This window comes from Bradyrhizobium sp. SZCCHNS1050, assembly GCF_032484785.1.
Classification (GTDB): Bacteria; Pseudomonadota; Alphaproteobacteria; order Rhizobiales; family Xanthobacteraceae; genus Bradyrhizobium.
Window position 1 is genome coordinate 3,349,528 of the sequence record NZ_JAUETR010000001.1, and the last position, 19,005, is coordinate 3,368,532.

General features: G+C 59.0%; 10 protein-coding genes and 3 pseudogenes. 4 read left to right on the plus strand and 9 right to left on the minus strand.

The genetic code is table 11. From position 1 onward, the window contains the following. Positions 1-61 precede the first annotated feature (61 nt). From QX094_RS15155 to traA, 4 genes are all read right to left on the minus strand, one after another. Positions 62-6,586, minus strand: coding sequence for a hypothetical protein (locus QX094_RS15155; RefSeq protein WP_316187974.1), 6,525 nt, complete (start codon positions 6,584-6,586; stop codon positions 62-64). Positions 6,587-7,186: 600 nt separating this feature from the next. Continuing rightward, positions 7,187-7,426, minus strand: coding sequence for a helix-turn-helix transcriptional regulator (locus QX094_RS15160; protein WP_316187975.1), 240 nt, complete (start codon positions 7,424-7,426; stop codon positions 7,187-7,189). Between the two features lie 636 nt (positions 7,427-8,062). Next, entirely contained in the window at positions 8,063-8,284 is a 222-nt protein-coding gene (locus tag QX094_RS15165) for a helix-turn-helix transcriptional regulator (protein ID WP_316187976.1), read from the minus strand. A 127-nt stretch (positions 8,285-8,411) separates the two neighbouring features. Continuing rightward, complete coding sequence (gene traA, locus QX094_RS15170) at positions 8,412-11,423, minus strand: Ti-type conjugative transfer relaxase TraA (protein WP_316187977.1); 3,012 nt, start codon at positions 11,421-11,423, stop codon at positions 8,412-8,414. 171 nt (positions 11,424-11,594) lie between these two features. Between traA and QX094_RS15175 the strand changes: the two genes are divergently transcribed. The 3 genes from QX094_RS15175 to QX094_RS15185 all read left to right on the plus strand — a co-directional run bounded on the left by QX094_RS15175 (position 11,595) and on the right by QX094_RS15185 (position 13,176). Then, on the plus strand, positions 11,595-11,921 hold the full coding sequence (locus QX094_RS15175) for a conjugal transfer protein TraD (protein ID WP_316187978.1): 327 nt from the start codon (positions 11,595-11,597) through the stop codon (positions 11,919-11,921). 1 nt (position 11,922) lies between these two features. Then, positions 11,923-12,189, plus strand: coding sequence for a conjugal transfer protein TraD (locus tag QX094_RS15180; RefSeq protein ID WP_316187979.1), 267 nt, complete (start codon positions 11,923-11,925; stop codon positions 12,187-12,189). A gap of 297 nt (positions 12,190-12,486) precedes the next feature. Further along, positions 12,487-13,176, plus strand: coding sequence for a hypothetical protein (locus QX094_RS15185; RefSeq protein WP_316187980.1), 690 nt, complete (start codon positions 12,487-12,489; stop codon positions 13,174-13,176). 665 nt (positions 13,177-13,841) lie between these two features. Here QX094_RS15185 and QX094_RS15190 read toward each other — a convergent pair. The 5 genes and pseudogenes from QX094_RS15190 to QX094_RS15205 form a co-directional block, all read right to left on the minus strand. Beyond that, a complete protein-coding gene (locus tag QX094_RS15190) occupies positions 13,842-14,834 on the minus strand; it encodes a hypothetical protein (protein ID WP_316187981.1) in 993 nt (330 codons plus the stop codon). A gap of 19 nt (positions 14,835-14,853) precedes the next feature. After that, the gene (locus tag QX094_RS15195; protein ID WP_316187982.1) at positions 14,854-16,059 is read right to left on the minus strand and encodes a hypothetical protein; all 1,206 of its coding nucleotides are present in this window, start codon (positions 16,057-16,059) and stop codon (positions 14,854-14,856) included. A gap of 103 nt (positions 16,060-16,162) precedes the next feature. Continuing rightward, positions 16,163-17,371, minus strand: coding sequence for a HEPN domain-containing protein (locus tag QX094_RS15200; RefSeq protein WP_316187983.1), 1,209 nt, complete (start codon positions 17,369-17,371; stop codon positions 16,163-16,165). Further along, positions 17,364-17,639, minus strand: a pseudogene (locus QX094_RS34560) (hypothetical protein); the annotation flags it as partial. The gene QX094_RS15200 and the pseudogene QX094_RS34560, both read right to left, overlap by 8 nt. Before the next feature lie 94 nt (positions 17,640-17,733). Then, a pseudogene (locus QX094_RS15205) lies at positions 17,734-18,402 on the minus strand (integrase core domain-containing protein). A 62-nt stretch (positions 18,403-18,464) separates the two neighbouring features. Between QX094_RS15205 and QX094_RS34565 the strand changes: the two are divergent. Then, a pseudogene (locus QX094_RS34565) lies at positions 18,465-18,680 on the plus strand (SAVED domain-containing protein); the annotation flags it as partial. Between the last annotated feature and the right edge of the window lie 325 nt (positions 18,681-19,005).

A 19,005-nucleotide genomic window follows, 5' to 3' on the forward strand; every position in this document is an offset into this window, starting at 1 on the left:
CGCACTGCTTTCCAATTCGACGTAAGTCAGGCTGCTCGATTCTACTGAGCGCCGACATTCTCTAGTGCTGCTCTGATAGAGCTCGATATCTCTCCCTGAAACTAAACCGGGCGTGCTGCTCAAGCTTCGAAATCGCCGCATCATCCGCCGCATTCTTCGAATATGTGGCGACTCCCAAAGCCTCATCAACCACGGCAATGATCCACGAGTGGGTAAATGTGCCGCCAGTTCCGTGTTCATCGTACTTCTTTTCGCGGTAATGCTGCAATTTGACGAGTAACACTAGGCGCTGCGCTTTCGCAGCGAGCAACTCCCTCATAAATTGCGCGTCGCAATATAGTGCGTCACCCTGTTCGCGATCCGCTCGTCGTCCATGGCCGGTGTGCCGACCCCAAGCGAGTGATTGAAAGGCATGCCGGCCAGTAGGCTCATTCCAAGCGGTTTGCCATGCGCCGGTTGCCCTCAACCTACGCTCCTTAATGGTCCGACCAGCTGGGCAATGACGAGCAAGCGCAGAGCGCGACCCCAGCGGATCGTCTTCGTCTAGCTTACATTCCGCTTCTCGATTGAATGTCCAAGGCTCCAGCGGAGCGTATTCGTCGCCTAGACGATCGTCAGGATGATGATCGGGCAACCACATGTGGAATTCCGAGGAAGTAGTTAGGCTCCGAGCAGCCAGATCGCTATCTCCTTCAGGCACGAGAGCGGACATAATCGAGACGCTCACATTGTCCGGCGAACTCCACGAGCCCGCCACTATCAATCGATCATCCACGGAGAGGTTGGCTCCGATCCCTGCAAGGGATAAGAGCAAAGTGGAATCGTGAGCAGGTGTATCCTTGTTTCCATTACCCGCGATAAGGTCGTGCTGAGCAAACGAAGGATAAAGACTCGTTCCATCGGCTAACCAAAGTCCGTCTTTTCTCGTAATAGAAAAGCGTGCAACAAAGTCCTCCCAAGGATCTTCCCACTCATGGGCCTTTTGCAGGGGGGTGGTCAGGAGAAGTTGTCCGCCCACGATCGCGAGAGCATGCCATGCGAGATACGTACCATAATTGTGATACTCGTCGGCAGTCCCCAAGTTGTAGTTGCGCGTATCTCCTCGCTTTGGACGGCCGGCGAAATCGTACATCGACTTCACATTTTGGTCCCAGCCTCGTATGCACGTGACGAGTTGATCGCGGATTTGCCAATCGGGCATTCCAAATAGACGACCAAGTCTGCCCGGTTGATACTTTTCGAAATCATATTCGAAACCAAAATCAGGCGTTGGCTCTGGGATGTCATTTGGCCGTTTAGAATATCGCGCCGCCGAATGCTTGGAGGGATCTCCTACAAGTTGGAACTGCGAAGCGTTAATTCCAGCCAAAGACCTTGCGAGTTGTCGAGCGTTGCGATCTCTCTTGCCTTTAGTGATCGCGAGCAGCGCGCGCTTTGCGGCCTCACGCATTCCCACATGAGGGAAACCATCATTCAAAGCGATCGCCTGAAGTTCGTTGGTAAACTGCGCGACCTGCTCTGGAAAGTCGAGTGCCACGCGGCCGATCGCGATAAGGAGCCATAGTCGCGCGTGCAGAACAAAAAATGGCAACGATCGATCTTGGAAGGGGCCCGCGTCAGAATCCTTGGAACACGCAAATAAATGAGTGATTACTTCCCACTTTCCCAGGCGTGCCAATTCCCGGACGGCGTGGGCGGCGCGCCATCGCATGGCTGCTTCTGGTGCGCCGAGGCAAAGCCATACGAGCCCTGCCACGGTACGAAGTTCGTTCTCGCCCGGATCAAGCTCGCCACGCCATGCTCCATCCCCCACGTTATCGGCCAATCGTGCTGTACCACTATCCATCAATCTTTCGAGGGCTTTCTTGGCGACGGCCGGATCTGCCTTCTCCGAGAGCAGCGTCCCCAGATTGAGCCAGGTGGTCGAGGCTGCATCTATATCCCGAGTAGTTGCCGCCTCCACAAGCTTCATGGCGAGCTCCCATCTAGGTCGCCCGGAAACCTCCGCAAGTTTGTTAAGTTCCCAATTAAAGCCCCACGACTTCCCGAGCAATTCCGCTGCATGATCTTGGATGAGCCTGCCACCAGCGGCGAGACTATCTAAGCCGGAAGGCGAGTCCGGCTTCCAATCGCGTTTAGTGTCTTCTAGTAGCGCGTTCTTTGTGAAGAGTTCCGCGTTCCTCGCTCCAAGCAGCGCTTCGATGTGTCTGCCGCGATCACCATACGACACTCGAGCCCTCAGTCGCTCGAATGCGAACTGCTTAAGCTCTAATGCTCCGTCCAGTTCGGATATTGTGTCTAGGAGCGCTTCAAGTGAAGCTGGATCTAACGGGTCAGTATGCTCCACTTTCATTGTGATGGTGGCTCGCTTATCGGGTTTTTCTCGATGCATGTCGGGCTGACCCGCCAGAGGTGGCGTATTTCGGTCAACGGTACGACGGTGAGAAGCCCGGTCCCTAAGGTCATCCAACTTACTTCTGACTGATGCGAAGACTTGTGGCGAGCTTTCGAGAACTGCGCGTACCTCATCGAGCCGATAATAATTACCAGAAGGGTGCGCGCGCTCGTAGGCGCGCAAAACGTCAGAGAAGAGTGCGACGCTTGCTCCGACGTCGATAAGGGACTGGCACAAGTCTTTCCAGCCCCAATCCCACATCTCAACAAGGTCAACTAACCCCAGCATGCCGACGGCGCTTTCTGGCGAGAGAAGTCGATCGCGAACCAAGAAGCACAGCGCAGGCGGAAGCGTTAGTTCTAGATCTACTTTGTCTCGATCATGCCAGCGTCCGATCTGGGCAAGGTAGCGAAGTCCCCAGATCCGAGAGAACGCTTGGCCAGTCAGCGCCCACGGAAACTTGCGCGAGTCATAGTTGTTCAGCTCGCAAACCTTGGCGACTCGGAGGGCTGAGATCGAGCTGAGGGGGCCACTGCGAATCGATGTAGAAAACGCAAGGAGCTCATTTGTGAAGCCATAGTCACCGGAACCTATTGCGTCGAGCTCGGTAAGGCCTCGGTGAAAAATCGCCCGCGCTTCGTTTTCATCCGCGGGCAGAATTGCTCTTGCCAGCTGCGCGAACAGGGCAGCACGGCCGGTCACATCGTCTTCGTTCTGTATGCTATTGACCGCCTCAACGGCCAGCCTACCGGCGGTTATCTTGCCGGTCGCTTGGTTTGCAAGTTGGGAGATGAATTGGAGACGCCAGGCAATAGGATAGGCGTTGCTGCTTTCCGCGCAGGTAGCAAATCGAGCTGCGGAGTGCGAGTTGACCTGCCCAAGGGCGGTCAAAATAGCGGTCCCAGTCGATGAGTACAAATCGTCCAAGAACTGTTTCTTGGTGTTGAAATCGTACGATCTCTCCTTGGGCGCATTCTGATAGTTCGCCCAAGCGTCGAAGAAAGCGTTGATCCTCGTCTCAACTTCGCGTTCGTCTCTGGCGGTGACAATGGCGACCAAATCGCGGACCAACTGCAGCACTGATTTGACTTCACTCCGTATCCGTCGGGGTGCGTCTTCCAAGTCTGATGGCGAAAGGGTGCGATCCTTAGGTTTGTCTTCTCCCTTGGATTTTGTTTTCTTTTCATCAAGCTTCTTAAGTAATAGGCTTATCTGATCCGTCTCTGCTGCCGGACAGGTCTCATCGTTGATCAAGCCGTAGAGCTCGGAGGGCAAACATTCAAATAGCGTCGGCTCCCTGTTCTCTGCAGCTGCTCGCGCCGCGACAGAGAGCGCCCACGGAACGATGTAATGAGCAGACCAGGGATGGTGAAGGGAGTAGAATTGATATCTGCGCGGCGAGGCATGTTCGATTATTGCGATCGCCTCCTTTCCCAAGCCCAAATGGGCAGCGCGCAAAGCGCATCGGATCAAGGCCATTCGGTAACTGTTTTGCTCTCCTCGCATTTCGAAGTCGTCGCCGATTTGGTCGGTATTTTTCGCAACAGAAACGACACGTCGGAGCAATTTGCGGCTGACGTCAGCGGAAAGCTCTGGGAAGACGTAGAAAGTTGCGGCGATCAACGAGGCCGGTGGATGGCGGCACCGGCCGAGTGTCTCAGCGAGATCCGAAAGCTGAGCAAATGCCCCAGCGGAGTGGGATACTCGCGCGAGTTCAAGCATTCGAACCGAGAGCTGATATCCGTACCAGCCATACCACCGGGCAAGAAAACGTGCAGCATCGACGAAGCGCCGGGCTCTGACGAGATAAAATGGGATTGAGACCCGATCATCGATTTGGGGATGGATGCGATCTCGGAACTCTCGATTCTCAGCGTTTTGTTCTACCCAGCGGAGCCATTCGTCGGCACGAACAACGTGATTATGGGCATCTCCTTGGGTCCCCTCCGTTGTGTATGCAATGGCTAGCCGCGCATGTCTCGTTCCAGGCCAACTCGTTCGTACTTCGAATAATCGTCGGAGGGTTTCGGTATCACCCAAGGTAACAGCGAGGTCAGCATTGTTCAGCAGATAGGTCTCGCCTCGTTCGTCCGCGAGAGCAATTGAGGAGAGCTCAACAAGCACATCAACAGCTGTGTTAAAGTCGGCAGCCTTGGCGGCAGCACTTAGCGCAGTCTTAAGCCGGTTTAGGCGAATACCTCGCTTAGCCACGTCGCTGCTGAGTTCACTTGGAAATCTCTGGTCAAAAGCTAGTTGCCTTAAGGTCTCTACTTGCCCCATGGCAAATAGTAGGCCCGGCAAGGCGCGCGCAGCGTATACTGACGTCGACTGGGCGGCATTGAGACGTACAACTACGTTCGTGAGCAAATCGAGTTTAGCTCCGTATTTCTCACTGACGAGCGTCTCCGTAGGCTCATCGCGAAAAATGAGTCCGTACCGCGTTCGTTCTAAGAGTGGCGACAAATCGGCAGCAAGACTTTCGGCCTCGGCCTCCGATAGTCCGAACGCGGTAGCGATCTCCTTTACCGGCACCGGCGGGGGTAAGACAGACAGCGCGCACAGGAATGTAGCGATCGCGTCTTTTTGAGCGCCACTTTGATCGGCCTGCCGTATTGCGCGTTCGATGCGCTCTTCTATGAGCGACGGAAGTGCAACCTTGGTGTCCGTTTCAGTTTCACCTTGCAAGGAGCGGTCCGGTGCGATGAGATTGGCAAGTACCCTGGGATTTCCTTCCGAACGAACGGAGAGGACGCTAATCTGTGCTGATGTCGCTTCCGGCCGCCTCGCGTGTACAAATTTCTCGATTTCCGAGGGTGTAAATGGACGCAGCTCGAATTGCTGGCAAGACGCATTTCCGATGGCTTTCTCGCGCCGTTCCGTCCGTGCAGTCGCGAGGAGCACTAATCCTTCGATCGCCTCCGTTCGGTGAGATAGACTCTCTAACAGGTCTCGTGGAAATGACGGTTGCCCGCGGTTTGCCGCTTCGATTGCTGAGTTGTCTGCAGCGTCCATGATGATGATGAGCCGCGCTGCGGGCCTTGTTCGCCGTAAGGTGACGAGCGATTGCTCAAATCGCTGCAGGCTGCGCCGAATGACTTCGCTTGGATCGCTAGATTCAGGGAGAATAGGATCGCACAGACCGCGACACGCCAGTTCGTTCACTATGTGGAGCAAGCCTCGTTCAGGCCGGTGACGGCCATCCGTTGGAGACCGATAAGCCCCGCCTCCGAAGCAGTCGAACAAAACGACTTCGTCGGTATCCGCGAGCTTCTTCGCGGCGCTTTGAATAAAAACGGTCTTTCCTACTCCACCTGTGGCGTGAAGAACCCAGCAGCCACTTGAACCCACCTCCTTAACGAACTCTGCCAGCTGCACGCGCTCGACGACGTCGCCGACATTGGGGAAGGCGTCTCGCGCCGGAAGCAATTGCTCCTCGTCGGCAACACCGAGCGCTGCGAGAATGTCGACCTTCACGATCAGCTTGTTGGTTTGGCCAGCAGACCCCGCCTTGTCGCGAACGAGTTTGCGAAGGTCTCCAAGCCGAGCCCTTGCCAGGGCATCGTTTGATGCCGACCAATTTGCGATGATTGCTGCATTGGCGCCCTCGATTTCCCCAAGCTTGGCAGTCCTTGCCTGGATGCTAAGCCGTGGAAGAAATTTGGCGCAATGCGCCGGCGAAAGATTTACAGCCTGCAGAAGCTGATTGTACTGTTCCTTCGGTTCGCCGGTCAGAGCGGTCGGATCCGCAAAGCCTGCCAGCGCGGACTTGAGATCTTCCGAGATAGGGCGGTTCGTAATGAACGTGTATCTAAATCGATCCCACGTGCCGGCCTCTCCGTACTTTTTGATGAAGTCTTTTTCCGCGTCACCGAATTTTTCCAGCGTTTTCTTAAGGTCGAAGGCTCTGATACCAGTTTCCGCCTTCGCCACAGAATATTTAAACTGGGCAACCTCAATTCGCGAGGCGTCTTCGTACGTTGCGGATTGACCGAAATATAGCGTCGCGTCAGCAATCTCGATAATTGCCGGTGAGGCGTCCTCTTCGATATCGTCAGACAAACCTTCAACAGCAATCCCACAGAGGTCATCCTTTGGGAGAAGCAGACCTAGCGCTCGCCGCGCTACCCACGCCTCGTGAAACTGATGGCCGTCCCGAGAGGCTCTTACGATATCGACGGAGGCTTCAGACATCAAAATGAGGCTTCAGACATCAAAATATTAAGTGCGAGTCGCACAATGTCTCCAATCGCCGTTGCATCGGGAGCCGGACCGCGGATGGATCGTGGATCTATTCATTGGGGTTATCGCGTGGCGATGATTCGGTTCAGGTTTCCTTGAAGGCGTAGAATACAAATGTTGAGGCTTATCGTCAGCTGATTTTCGACTGGAAGTCACCTGTGCCATCGACTCGATCGCGGATCTTGTCTGCGGTTGATCGAAATGTACACGCTTTGCGTGTGCAATCCCAGAGTCAAATTGACCTCGTCGAAAAGGGAGTCTGCGGCCCCAGGCCGGTAAGGCAACCGTTCGGAATCAGGAGGCGGAAAATGGTGGGCCAGTGTAGTCGCTGCGCTCCGGTCCGCACTAGCTCGCTTGTCTTCCGGCCTGTGACGGCCAACTCTCTGCTCGTCGGCGTAGGCCTAGCCGGTGTTGACCACGGATATATCCCGAGCTGCTATCCCAGTCCGAACGGTGGGCATCTCGGCTGGGCGGCACGCTGACAATAGGTGAGGCAATAGTCGTCCTGTCGGGCCCAACTCGTTGGGGCCGACAAGTGGATCGCACAGGCAACTAACCGGCGCCTCTTCGGGATCCGGCTGCAATCAGGCGCTCTGGGGTCGTATGCAGCGCAGCTGCCAGGCGCGCAAGGACAACGATGGTCATATTGCGCTTTCCCCGTTCGACCTGAGAAATATAGGTACGATCAAGACCTGCCTCGAAAGCAAGTTCCTCCTGAGACCAGTTCAACGCTTTTCGCGCTCGTCGCACGTTCGCAGCGACTATCTCCACAATTGCCGATTCATCCACCATGAGGACAAATCGAAAAGAATGTAGACTATTGGTCTACGGACTATGAATCCCATTTCTGATTGCCAAGTTGTAGACGATGGTCTACATTTCAGGTCCGGCCCTTAGCCAGACAATCGGATGGGGAATGAGAAATCGAGGGTGGTCGCTATGCCAGGTCGTGGCAACGTCGAAGATGGCGCTCTGAACACAAGCGGGTCCAGATCGCTACCCCGCAAGGAGCATGCCTCTGGTGATCGCGTAATGGCCGTTACGGCTATCGATTATTGCGGCCACGTACTGACGGTGGTCAGCCAATCTGACGGGACCTGGGGATCCACTCAGTCGGCCGAGGTCATTCCGTTCATGACCATAATGTTCGGAGGGCCTCTGGGCCAGATAACGTGGACAGCCGATACATGGGCGAACTCCCTTCGAAACCACGAAGCGGCGGTCAGCAAGCTGATCGAGTCGATTTATTCGTCGGGCCGCGTCTGAACGGCTGAAGCGGCTCGTTGGGTCTTGAGGATCGTCGGACAAGCTGCCATCGAGCGCCGATTTGTTAGCTGAAGGAATGATGCCAGCCCTTGTCGGCCGGACCGGCGGCCACGGGCGGAAACTTCGTTCCCAGCTGCTCGGCTGCGGGACGACCGCTAACCTCTACCGTGAGCGGACTTCATCGAGGTCGCCGTTCGGACGCCATCCGACTGGATCTGCAATCCAGCGGTTGATGTCGGATTCGTGCCAGCCAGCCCCATTGGTGCTGATCTTCAGCTGAGCTGGGAACGTGCCTTCGGCGATCTTGCGGTAGATGGTGGACCGGGACAGCCCGGTCCTCGCCAGGACGGTTTTCAGGCGGATGATCCGGTCTGGTTCGCGCATGGCCGCTCTGCCCCTTGCTGGCAGTTTCTGAGTGCTGGTGATCCAGACAGGGCAGGCCTTCGTAAGCGCGCAAGAACGTTTTCGTGTCGTAGCAGGGTAGGATAGACGCGGCGGAAAATAGGCCGAGTTAGCGTTCGAGGCCGCGGCCTCTTCCAAGATCGATGCCGTGGGCGACGGCGAGTTCCTGGCCGAGCCGGCGGCCTGACTCGAACGCGATGCCGAGCTCCCGCTTGCGATTGTCGAGGAGCGATTCCAGTTGCGGATCGCGTTCGAGGCTTCTTGCCATGTCGCCCATCGCCGAGCGCGTGGCCCTGTAGCCGGAGAAATCGCCCGCCTGATACTGGCGCAGGCTGGCCTGGTCGAGCCTCTGCCAGTCCGCCACGAAGCGGTCGGCGCGGCGGCTCGGATCCATACGCAGTTCGGTCTCAAGCTGGAGCGCGCGGATGGCGCGGTTGACCCGGCTGCCAGCCGCCTCGCGGGCAAGCTCCGGGTTCTTCTTGTAGGCGGCTTCAGCATCGCGTGAGCCATAAGGCCGCACCTCCTCGAACACCTGACGGGCCTTTTGCAGTTCTTTCACCTGCTCGGGACTTACCTCGCCGCCCATCTCCTGCGCCTCAAAGATCGCATCCACGGCGCGGGCATGACGCACGAGCGCGCGGGTACGCACGCGACGCAATTCCTTTTCCGCCTCTTCCGGCAGCTTCCTTTCCGGCGCTTCTGTTCCGCCCCTAAGGGTTGCCGTGTCACTCCTTTCTCTTTCCGGCGTTTCCCGCTCCGGCCTTTGTCGACCATCCGGGTCGGGCATATCTGATGGAGAGCGAAGGCCGTCCAACACGTTGCGTATTTTCTCGGGTACGACCTTGCGCACGATCTCGGCCACGCGCTCGCGGAAGGTGATCCCGCGCCGCTCGGCGTAACTCTGCACCGGATCGGCCCGGTCGTAGTCCGATGCCATGTCCTTGGACCGGTCGCGCGAGAGGGGGCGGACCAGCGGGTCCCGCCCGGCAAAGTCATCGCGGCCATAATGCAGGTCCACGCCGTCGCGGTGTCGGGACAGGGCGACATAGCTGCTGTGGGCGTCCATTCCCGGCGTCGCCAGCACATGGACGCGGTCGACCGTCATGCCCTGCGCCTTGTGGATCGTCGCCGCATAGCCATGGTCGATCCGGTCATAAACCTTGAGGTCGAACCGAACGGATCGGCCATCGTCGGTCTGCACGGTCATGGATTGCGCGCTGACCTGCGCGACGATGCCGAGCGTACCGTTTTTTACGCCAAGACCGCGTTCGTTTTGCAGAAACATGACGCGATCCCCGCTGGCAAAATTTCTCGCGCCGCGCTCGACTGTCAGGCGGACGTCATCCCCCAGATCGCCGGCGGCCCGCATTCGCTCGCGCGCTGCCTCGTTGAGAGCGCGGACTTCGTCGTTGGTGTGGGTAAGGATGATCCGGCTCTTGCCGGGCGACGCCTGCCGGTCGCGGTCCCAGCGCTCGATCAGATCGCCGCGCGCCTGCTCGCGTGTCTGGGCCTCATGCACCATGCCGTGGGAGCGATAGGCTTCGAGCGCGTTGCCGGTTCGGCGATTGGCCAGATCGCGCGTGGCGTCGCGCTGCCAGTCCTGGCGCTGACGGCGCACTTCGCCGATTTCCGCGCCGCCGTGTCGCTCATGGATCGAGCGGAATGCCGCGCCGGCCTCGATGGCTTGCAGTTGTTGCGGATCGCCGACCAGCACGACCTTGGCGCCGGCCTCCGCCGCATGGGATAGGACTCGCTCCAACTGGCGCGTGCCGACCATACCGGCCTCGTCGATCACCAGCACATCGCTCGACCTGAGCAGGTCGCGGCCCTGTCCCCAGCCATGTTCCATGCTGGCGATTGTGCGGGACGCAATGCCCGATCCGCTTTCGAGATTTTCCGCCGCAATGCCGGACAGTGCCACGCCCCGGACCTCGTAGCCCGCCGCTTCCCAGGCCTCCCGCGCCACGCCCAGCATCGCACTCTTTCCCGTTCCGGCGTGGCCGACGACAATGTCGAGATCGCGTCCATCGGTGATATGCGCCAGCGCCTCGGCTTGTTCGCCGGAAAGGACAAGGCCGCGCGCTTCCGCGCGTGCCAAAGCGGCCTCGCGGTCCGCGTCCCGCATCACATGGCGTTCCCGTTCCGCCATGAGTCCGGCTGCGCGGTGCAGGCGCTGTTCGGCCTCAATCATCTCGCGGGTGGTGAAGCGATCGTCGCCGCGACCGTCGTTGCCGAGTTCGACCAGGCCAGGTGCACTACGCATCGCACTCATGACCTCATTGAACTGGTCGATCCCATCGCTGTGCCGGTGCGCAAACTTCGCCATGTCGCGCTGTGTGAAGGTCGATTGTTGCCGGGTGATAGCGTCCAACCCAATGGAGGGATCCGCGATGATCTGCGCGCCATTGCTGTGCGCGATCTCGCGGTGCATCTCGGCGCGATCGGCCTCGCTCCCTTCGCCCTCGATGCCGCGGTCCTCAATGCGTTTGGCGGGTGCGCCGATCTGGCTTTGCGGCTCCAGCGCGATGCCCTGGGCTTCCAGACTGCGATGGTCGATCCGCGCGTCAATGTCGAGCTCCGCCAGCCGCTCATTGGCGATCTCCGCCCAGCGTTCACGCCAGCGCTTGACCATCTCCGTGCGGTTCCACTCCCGCACCTTTTTGCCAAAGCCGTTCTCGTCCACCGCGCGCATGGTGAGCATGACATGGGCATGCGGTTTAGGCATGCCGTCCTCGGCCATGTCCCAATGCACATTGAGATCGGCGAGCATGCCCCGATCGACGAATTCGGCCCGAGCGAAGTCGCGAGCCAGTTCGATGCCCTGAGCCTCACTCATCTCGCGGGGAAGGGCAAACTCGACCTCGCGGGCAAGCTGGGCATCCTTGCGGATTTCGAACGCCTCGACATCGTTCCACAGCCGTTCGCGGTCGCTCCATGCCTGCGGCGCATTCTCCGGCAGCATCACCTCGGAATGGACGACGCCGCGCTTGCCAGAAAAGTCGTGGCTGCGGTCCAAGCGCTGGTCGCGCAGCCGCGAGCCCGAACGGTAGGCGGCTGACGCCACCGCGCTGGACCCAGACTTGCGGCCAATGACCTTGACGTGAAGATGATAGATCGCCATCGCGGCCGGATCATCTACACGGCGAAGCGCACGTCGGCACGACGTATAAGCGCGCCCTCCCTCGAAAAAATCTCGGCAGGGATCGTACCGTCTCAGCCCGTCCTGATGACCCTACAGCATTGTCCTGGGTGCCCAGCTATCATTTCTCCATCAACACTCATGGAGGCGACGATGCGCAAACCGAGGGATTTTGATGCAGACCTAAAGGCCCTCGAAGACAAAGCGCGCGGACTGAAAACCCGTAAGGTGCGCCAGCTAGGCGAATTGGTCATCGCCACCGGAGCCGACACACTCACCGTTGAAGAACTGGCTGGCGCGTTGATCGTGCTAGCCGAGACGAAAGAGGCCGGAAAGAGGGAGGCATGGGCCAAGCGCGGGGCCGCGTTCTTTCAAAGCCGGTCGCGGCGAAATGCACCGACAACTGAACGCAACGTGGACGGCCCTCCTGCGCAACCGAGCGGCACACAACCGGCAGCAAGCCGCAAGGGCGGGACATGAAATGCGCGCGTGGCAGGTCGAACGCCGTAAGCGCACGCTGCATCTTATTGAACTGGGTGGCCTCATCGCCAAAGCCCGCATCGTGGAACTGACCGGCGATGATCGCGCCATCATCTACGGCGCGCTGCTCTGGATGGCTGACAAGCTCCAAAGCGATCAGGGCGAACATGCTCGTGAGCTATGGATTGCAAAGGGAAAGCAAGCGTTCGAGGCTGCCCCGGCGAGACACAAGGGGAGAGGTCGGAATGTTTCGGCAGCTCTTGGTTAATGCGCCACAATCGTATGTCAGCCAAGCGACTACGTACCCGGAGCGACGCTCGATAATGCGATAGCGCTGGAAGCGGCGGAGGGGCGGCTACGTCAACGCTAAGGTAGCCAGTCCCGCCCGCCCGGTCTCCAGAGCGCCTCGGTCACAAAAAATGACGACGGGCGCCGAATAGATCCGGCGCCTCTTGCACTTATAGTCTCGTTACGGGCTGTGGCGCCGTCGCGGCCCAGGCACGAAATTACACCCTGATTGCGTCCTCCAACCATCCGTATATTCTCCGTCCTGGAGGAGCACGTCATGGTGTGGGGTTTGAAAAAATCGTCGGCGCCGTCGCCAATTGTTGAGCCGAAGAAGCCCGAGCAGTCTCCGGACGAGATCATTTCGGAAATGCTCAATGCCTATCAGCAGCACTTCTACGAGCAGCAGAAAGCCCGGCTAGATCCTTCAGCCGAAGAAGCTAAAAACCTGATAAAGCGAGCCGAAAGGCTGATTCAGGATAGCCGCATTGGGTACTCAATTTGCGAGCTAGTGGACCACACAAAGCGCTGGCCGTCCTGGTCCAGACGCGACGACTTCCAAAAATACGTCGGCTTCCCTGCCCTAGACATTTCCGCCACTGTCTCAAAGACCGATGGGCGAGACCCGCACGACAAGGTGACCGTGCATTTCATTTATTCCGGCAGGCAATACGCCACGACTTTCGTGGACGAAGGCATCCCGAGTTGGGACGAAGACTACAACCGGTATGGCAGGGTCGAATTTTTCGCAGGCAGCGATCGTATGCTCGGTGTCGAGATCATCGCCGATACCAAGAGGGGATTTGAGTATGAGCGGTGGACATTTTGGACAGTCTTTGCGTTCGCGCCGGGTCAATGGATGAAAGATCTAGTTGAGATAGCGGCGCATATCGATGCGCACCGGACGAGCAGCCGCAATCAGCTCTTCGATGACATCGCCATCGAGAAAGCCAAGAATATCCGTCTCTGACTTTGCTTCCACACACCGTCGCCATACTTCCGCGTGAGTGTAGGCACATGCGTGCGCCTCTGCGCACGCATGTGCCTAGTCCCTTTGCTTTTCCGTCCTTTGTTCGCGCGTGCATCAGTCCGCGACTTCCTATCGTCTGTTTTCTTCCCTTTTTCCTGTGCTGCATTCCATCCCGTCCGGTGATGGTTCCGTCCATGAAAAGTGCAGGCAGAACAACCTCCGCTTCCTCCGGTCGTACGTTTATCCTCGCTTTAACGGGCTGTCGTATCGAGTCCATGAGCGGAGCGACGTGCGCGAACGCTCCGATTGGCGGAGGGAAGAATTCCTGCGGGAGGCGACCAAACGGCTCGACGAACAGCGCGCCAGTTTCCTGTACCATGCCGTCGATACGGTCTTCGCTTCACGAACAAAAACCGGAACCCGGTCGCGACCTTGATGCGACGGTATAAGCGATACCGTTTAACGGCACGATCCGCTCGTTCATCCGACGGCTGATCGAATTGCCCCTGCTAAGGACTGAAGAGCGCAAGCGATTGACGAACTGATGCCGCTGCGAGGTCGCACGTGACGCCGCCTTGAGATCGACAATTTGAGGGATGGTTGATGACCGTGCCGCGGAGAATCCCGACCTCGCCGGAGGCTCATCGCGTCGAGTGCGCAGGCCGTCACACCTTCTTGCGGCGCGGTCGAATTCCGCCTTGTCGTCGATCGATCAGGAGCGTTCCGTCTGGTCCCGGAGAAACCTCTTCAGTACGGCGCTCCCGATAGTGGCTTGCGCGATGAGCGAGGATATCGAACGCCTCGTCCAGCCGCTGTTGACGTTCGGATGCCGATGCGGGGGCCGGTCCGGCGGCCACGCTCAGGACCTGCTTGTCGATCGCAAAAAATACCCCGTCGTCGATCTCCCGCCCGACGTAGCCTTCGCTCGCTGCGTCCAGCAGGACGGCGTTCTCGCTATCGAGAAAGAACGAATAGGCCTCGGTGATCATTTCCCACTCGTCGAACGTCACTTTGATGCCGTTCACGTTTCCTTCGGGATCGATGACTTGTCCTTCGGCGCCTGAGGCCTTCAGCGTGAAGAACGTCGCGCAGCGGGTCGCGGGTTGGGTGCCGTTAACCGAGCGAAGCGCAGAGACTTGCCCGAGGGCCTTGCCGATCGCGGTCTGTGCTGGCCGGCGGACGCGACCCTTGCTCTCAAACACGTGCATCTCGGCCTTCTTCACGCCGATGAAGTCGGGTCGACTCTTCAGCGATGGAGGTGAAGCTCCCGTCTTCGGCGATGCCGCAGCGGACGATGTGCCCCAAGTCGTCGATTCGAAACCGGCGACGTGAAGGAGAAATTCGATGTCCATCCGGTCCTGTGCGAACCAATGCGTGAAAGCCTGGCCCAGCAGGAAAGAGACGCCCACCTTCTCCGTCTGCTCTAGATTGCGGAAGTATGCCGTCGTGCGCAGTGCCCGATCGAGGTAGCCGTACGCCATCGCGGAAAGCATTCGGATTCGCCAAGGACCGACTTTGCGGGACGCCTTCTTGCGGCTCGGATAGCCGACTGTCAGCAGCGACCGGATTATGTCGGCCCGCGTGGCGGTTATGTCCGTCGAGCCGTTCAGCTTCGCGAGTGCTCCCGTGAATTGCGACACCACGACCTTGCCGGCCATCAGCCCCTCGCCTGCGAGTTCACTCGTCTTGCGCCGGAGTCTTCTCGGCCGGCGGCGCGCTCAGCCGCTTGGCGAGAGAAAGTCGTCCCGCCCGACGCGCGCCCCGTTCGAGACAGGTGAGCAGGTTCGTCTTGTCCAACATTCGCGCGGTACGAGTCCGCAACTCCGCGCCGTCGCCTAGGGATTTCAGATAGGCCGCGGCCCGTTCTTCGAAGAGCTCCGGATAGAAATCCCCGCGGCCCAGATAGAAGAGTGCTTCGAGGTCCGCGGCTTCGTGACTGGTGATCGTCTCGCTTAGGGCATCCACGCATTCGCGTCTCTTCTTTATGTTCGCGATCAGACCCGCCGACCTGAAGCGGCTCCCTTGGACGACCTCAGGCTCCCTTCCCGCGCGGTCGGCGTGGAGGGTGCGCCATTTCTCGACGACGAGCATTACCTCGTCGTCGAGCAAAGAAGGAAGATCGGTCTCGCCGCCGATCATCCCGTAGAATTCGCGGTTGGCCTTGATCGCATCGATGGCTTTGCTGAATTGGGTGTTGCTGAGCGCGAAGCGCGCCTTCACGGCATTCTTCGCCTCGGTAAAGGCGTCGCTGCCCCAGTCGGCGAGGGGAGGCATCATGCCAGCGATTTCACGGAGATCCGCGCGCGAGCAGCGGGACGTGTACGTGCCACTCTTCCGCTCGGCGACGAAGCCGATCGTTCGGTGCATTATTCCATCGACTACCGACGACAGTTCCTTGAGGCTGTCGCGGATGACGACGATGTTCGCCAAGGATTCTCCCTTGAGGCTCGTCTCGCCGTCGCGGTTGATGTGGTACCGCAATTCCTGTCCGTCATCGTCTATCCGATCGAGGCTGACGACGAAGCGCTCCAGGGCCTTCAGGTGGTTCCGTATCGCTTCATCGGCGACGCCGGCCGCGACCAGGTGGTCCCAATGTCCCTTGATATCGTGATTGGCCGCATGCCGCTGCGCGATGACGCCGCAATCGAACAGCTGCCCGGCGACGAATTTGAGGACGAGTTCGATGGCATGGCGTGCATTGTAGAGAATCGGAAGGACGAGCGTGTCTCGTTTGGCGAGCATGTTCTGGTCGATCACCGCGTTGGCGAGCTCGCACGCGGCTTCTAGATAACCTTCGACATAGTGAAGTTCGTCGCCCTGTTTCCCGATGCAGGCGTTCCAGGTGCTTTCTTCAGACAGACCGAAAAACGGGTCGTCGCTCATGTCGCTCACTCAGAGGCAGCCTCTCTCTGGGCTCGGATTTATAAGACGAGCCGGTATATTTGGCACGAGGCGACCGGCGCGACCGCTAGAATGCTGTTGTCGACTAAGCAAGAGGCTCCAACTCCACGGTCTTCCAGTCCGGCTTGGTGCCGAGATCGAGCAGCTTTCCGATCGCAGACACGTACAAGGTGAAGCCATCCTGCAATATCGCTTCGACGGTCATTCCACTTCGCGGTTTCAACGAGCCTCCGTGTGTGGCTTGATTTCGAAGTTCATAGAGCGAGGCGATCGCCTGCCGATTTCGCGAACGCACGTCGACCTGTCCGCCGACCAGTTGTGCGCACCTCACGCTTACCTTCCAGCTCGGCGGAGCATTGTCGCCCAGCTCGCTCAAGGCGATCTCGAAGGCGAGCGCGAGATCCAGGACACGATCGATCGACTGTTTGCGGGATTGGCTCAGACGGAATCTCTCCATCGATCGGAGGAGCCGCGAGCGTTGATCGCCGACCAGTCCTGCATATCTCCCGGTACTCGTGGTGATCCGATCGCCATCGGCCGCCACCGCGAGCTTAACGGATGGATGGATCTCGGGCAGCAGCCAGGTCAGGCTGTTCTCCCACTCAGCCCATTCGAGTTCTCTGTCCGCGTATTCGAACCAGCATGCGACGGCGACAGGACTGCCGACGCAGGAGGCCTGAAGAACGATGGAGAGCTCGTCTACCTTCCGCATTGCGCCGTTCATGACTTCGAAGGCCGCCGCGTCGCCTCGGATGTAGGGAAAATTCAGAAGCGTCTCGACGAACGCAGCCGTCGGACGGTCATAATATGTCTGCAGGAGCCACTGCGACCCGTCATAGCAGGGGTGCGCCCGATCAAGGATCCTTCTTTTCATGTGGGACTCGGTAAGAGAGTCGAACGGCATCAAGCGCGACTGCGGCCCTATGACAACTTCGCGATCGATCCGCAATCCCCAGAAAGCAGCCTTGAAGAGACCCGTCGTTTCGCGCGTGGTCATCAGGCGCGTAAGCCAGGAAGTCGCGCCGTCGACGTCGTCGGCGAAATGGACGCCTTTGTCGAAAAACCGTACAGCCAGACCATGGGCGTCAATGACTGGTCCCGAGCCGCCGCTGAACAGAACCTTGCCTGCGATTGCGCGATAGGCTTCGGATCGTTCGATCGCGGCCACTAGCGTGGCGAGGGCGCCGGCACTCGGGCCGCCGCCGAGCAGCGTCGGCTTCGGCTCCTGCCGCTTGTAGTCCTTCGAGACTGCCTCCAAAGCAGTTCGGAGAACACCGGCGTCGTCTTCAAACATCGCCCTCGGTCCCTTTCGCCAAGGTCACAATTGTGTCCATTGCGATCAGTCCTCGCTCGCCGAGATACCGCATCCTCGTCTTCGGTCCGCCCGCTGCCGCGTCCGAAATATGCTCCGGTATCTCCAGATCCAGAAGCGCGTGGGCCGGCGTGACGAACGCGATGTCGGTCGCGGCGGCGTAGCTGCATGATGCGATCCCGAACACGCGCCCGGCGGCGTCGAAGACGGGACCGCCGCTCGACCCACCGTGCAGGTTGATGCTGGTCCGGAAATAAGAGGGTTCAGCTTAGCCGACGGGCCGCGCTCCTCAAAGTGCTCCGCCATCCTTTATTGAACTCGCGCATGACCTTGCCCCCAAGTTTTTATCCAGATCTGAGTTCGTTCGGGCGGTTGGATGTGCCCATCCGGGCGGTGGTAGCGGCGGGAGCTGGCGCGGAGCTCACGGCATAGCGCAGCGCTAGATCCCGATGCGGATTGCAGGTGGTGGCGAACTCGGATGGCGTCTTCCATCCGAGCTGGGAGTGCGGTCGAGCGTCGTTATAGTCGGCCTGCCAGCATCGGAGCGCAACGCGGGCCTGGGCGAGCGAGGTGAACAGCGTCTCGTTCAGCAGTTCGTCCCGCAGGCGGCCGTTGAAGCTCTCGATGAAGGCGTTCTGCATGGGTTTCCCCGGTGCGATGTAGTGCCAGGCGATGCGGCTCTGATCGGCCCATGTCAGGATGGCATTGCTGGTGAGCTCGCTGCCGTTTCCGCTTCGCAGCGGGCGTTACCACTTCTTTCCAAGGAGATCCTTCAGGGCGGCATTGTCCAGCATGGCGTCCGCCAGCAGCCGCTTGAGCCGCGTGTTCTCGTCCTCCAGCGTCTTCAGCCGCTTGGCCTCCGAGACGTCCATTCCGCCGAACTTGGCCTTCCACTTGTAAATGCTGGCGTCGCTCACGCCATGCTTGCGGCAGAGATCGGCGACCGGAACGCCGGCCTCGTGCTCCTTCAAAATCCCGATGATCTGCTCTTCCGTAAAGCGGCTGCGCTTCATGCTCTGGTCCTCGTTGGGGCCAGAACGAACTTCAAGCTGGATTAAGCCCGAGGGGCAAGGTCAATAGCGATGCCGTCGCGATGGCGATGGCGATGGCGGTTCGGGAGGAGCTCGGCAAACTCTTGAAGGCGCGCCAGCTTCGCATGACGAGGCTCTTCTTCTATGGGCCGTTCGCTCTCTCGGTCTTTCTCGGTCAGCAGCTTACATCGATCGGGAAGGTCCAGTTGTTCGAGTATCGAGACCCCGGTTATGTTCCGAGCTGCCTTCTGAAAACCTAGCCTCCCGTTTATCGTATCCCTTCCCGTGCCCGCTCTTGTAAACGACCAAAATTGATACGACTTCAAAAAGCTTTCGAGGAGGAGGCCGAGAAGGCTCCGACCTCATAATCTACAGCGAAGCGTAATCTCGTCCGCGAGGCGCTGCCCACCGAAGCGTTCGCGCCGATTGCTGAGCGGGCTTCTTAGGCAACGAACGAGTATGGCGCAAACCCCTTATCGTCAGACTGCGAACGTAAGATTCTGCGCGACCAACGGGCGATATGCAATACGATCGGTGTTAGCGATCGGTAGGCTAATGTAAGCTGCGGCCAACCGGTTCGAAAAA

Excerpts from the sequence above, each read along its gene's own strand:
- QX094_RS15155 (WP_316187974.1), bottom strand. The coding sequence starts at position 6,586 with ATGTCTGAAGCCTCCGTCGATATCGTAAGAGCCTCTCGGGACGGCCAT.
- QX094_RS15160 (WP_316187975.1), bottom strand. The coding sequence starts at position 7,426 with ATGGTGGATGAATCGGCAATTGTGGAGATAGTCGCTGCGAACGTGCGA.
- QX094_RS15165 (WP_316187976.1), bottom strand. The coding sequence starts at position 8,284 with ATGCGCGAACCAGACCGGATCATCCGCCTGAAAACCGTCCTGGCGAGG.
- traA (WP_316187977.1), bottom strand. The coding sequence starts at position 11,423 with ATGGCGATCTATCATCTTCACGTCAAGGTCATTGGCCGCAAGTCTGGG.
- QX094_RS15175 (WP_316187978.1), top strand. The coding sequence starts at position 11,595 with ATGCGCAAACCGAGGGATTTTGATGCAGACCTAAAGGCCCTCGAAGAC.
- QX094_RS15180 (WP_316187979.1), top strand. The coding sequence starts at position 11,923 with ATGCGCGCGTGGCAGGTCGAACGCCGTAAGCGCACGCTGCATCTTATT.
- QX094_RS15185 (WP_316187980.1), top strand. The coding sequence starts at position 12,487 with ATGGTGTGGGGTTTGAAAAAATCGTCGGCGCCGTCGCCAATTGTTGAG.
- QX094_RS15190 (WP_316187981.1), bottom strand. The coding sequence starts at position 14,834 with ATGGCCGGCAAGGTCGTGGTGTCGCAATTCACGGGAGCACTCGCGAAG.
- QX094_RS15195 (WP_316187982.1), bottom strand. The coding sequence starts at position 16,059 with ATGAGCGACGACCCGTTTTTCGGTCTGTCTGAAGAAAGCACCTGGAAC.
- QX094_RS15200 (WP_316187983.1), bottom strand. The coding sequence starts at position 17,371 with ATGTTTGAAGACGACGCCGGTGTTCTCCGAACTGCTTTGGAGGCAGTC.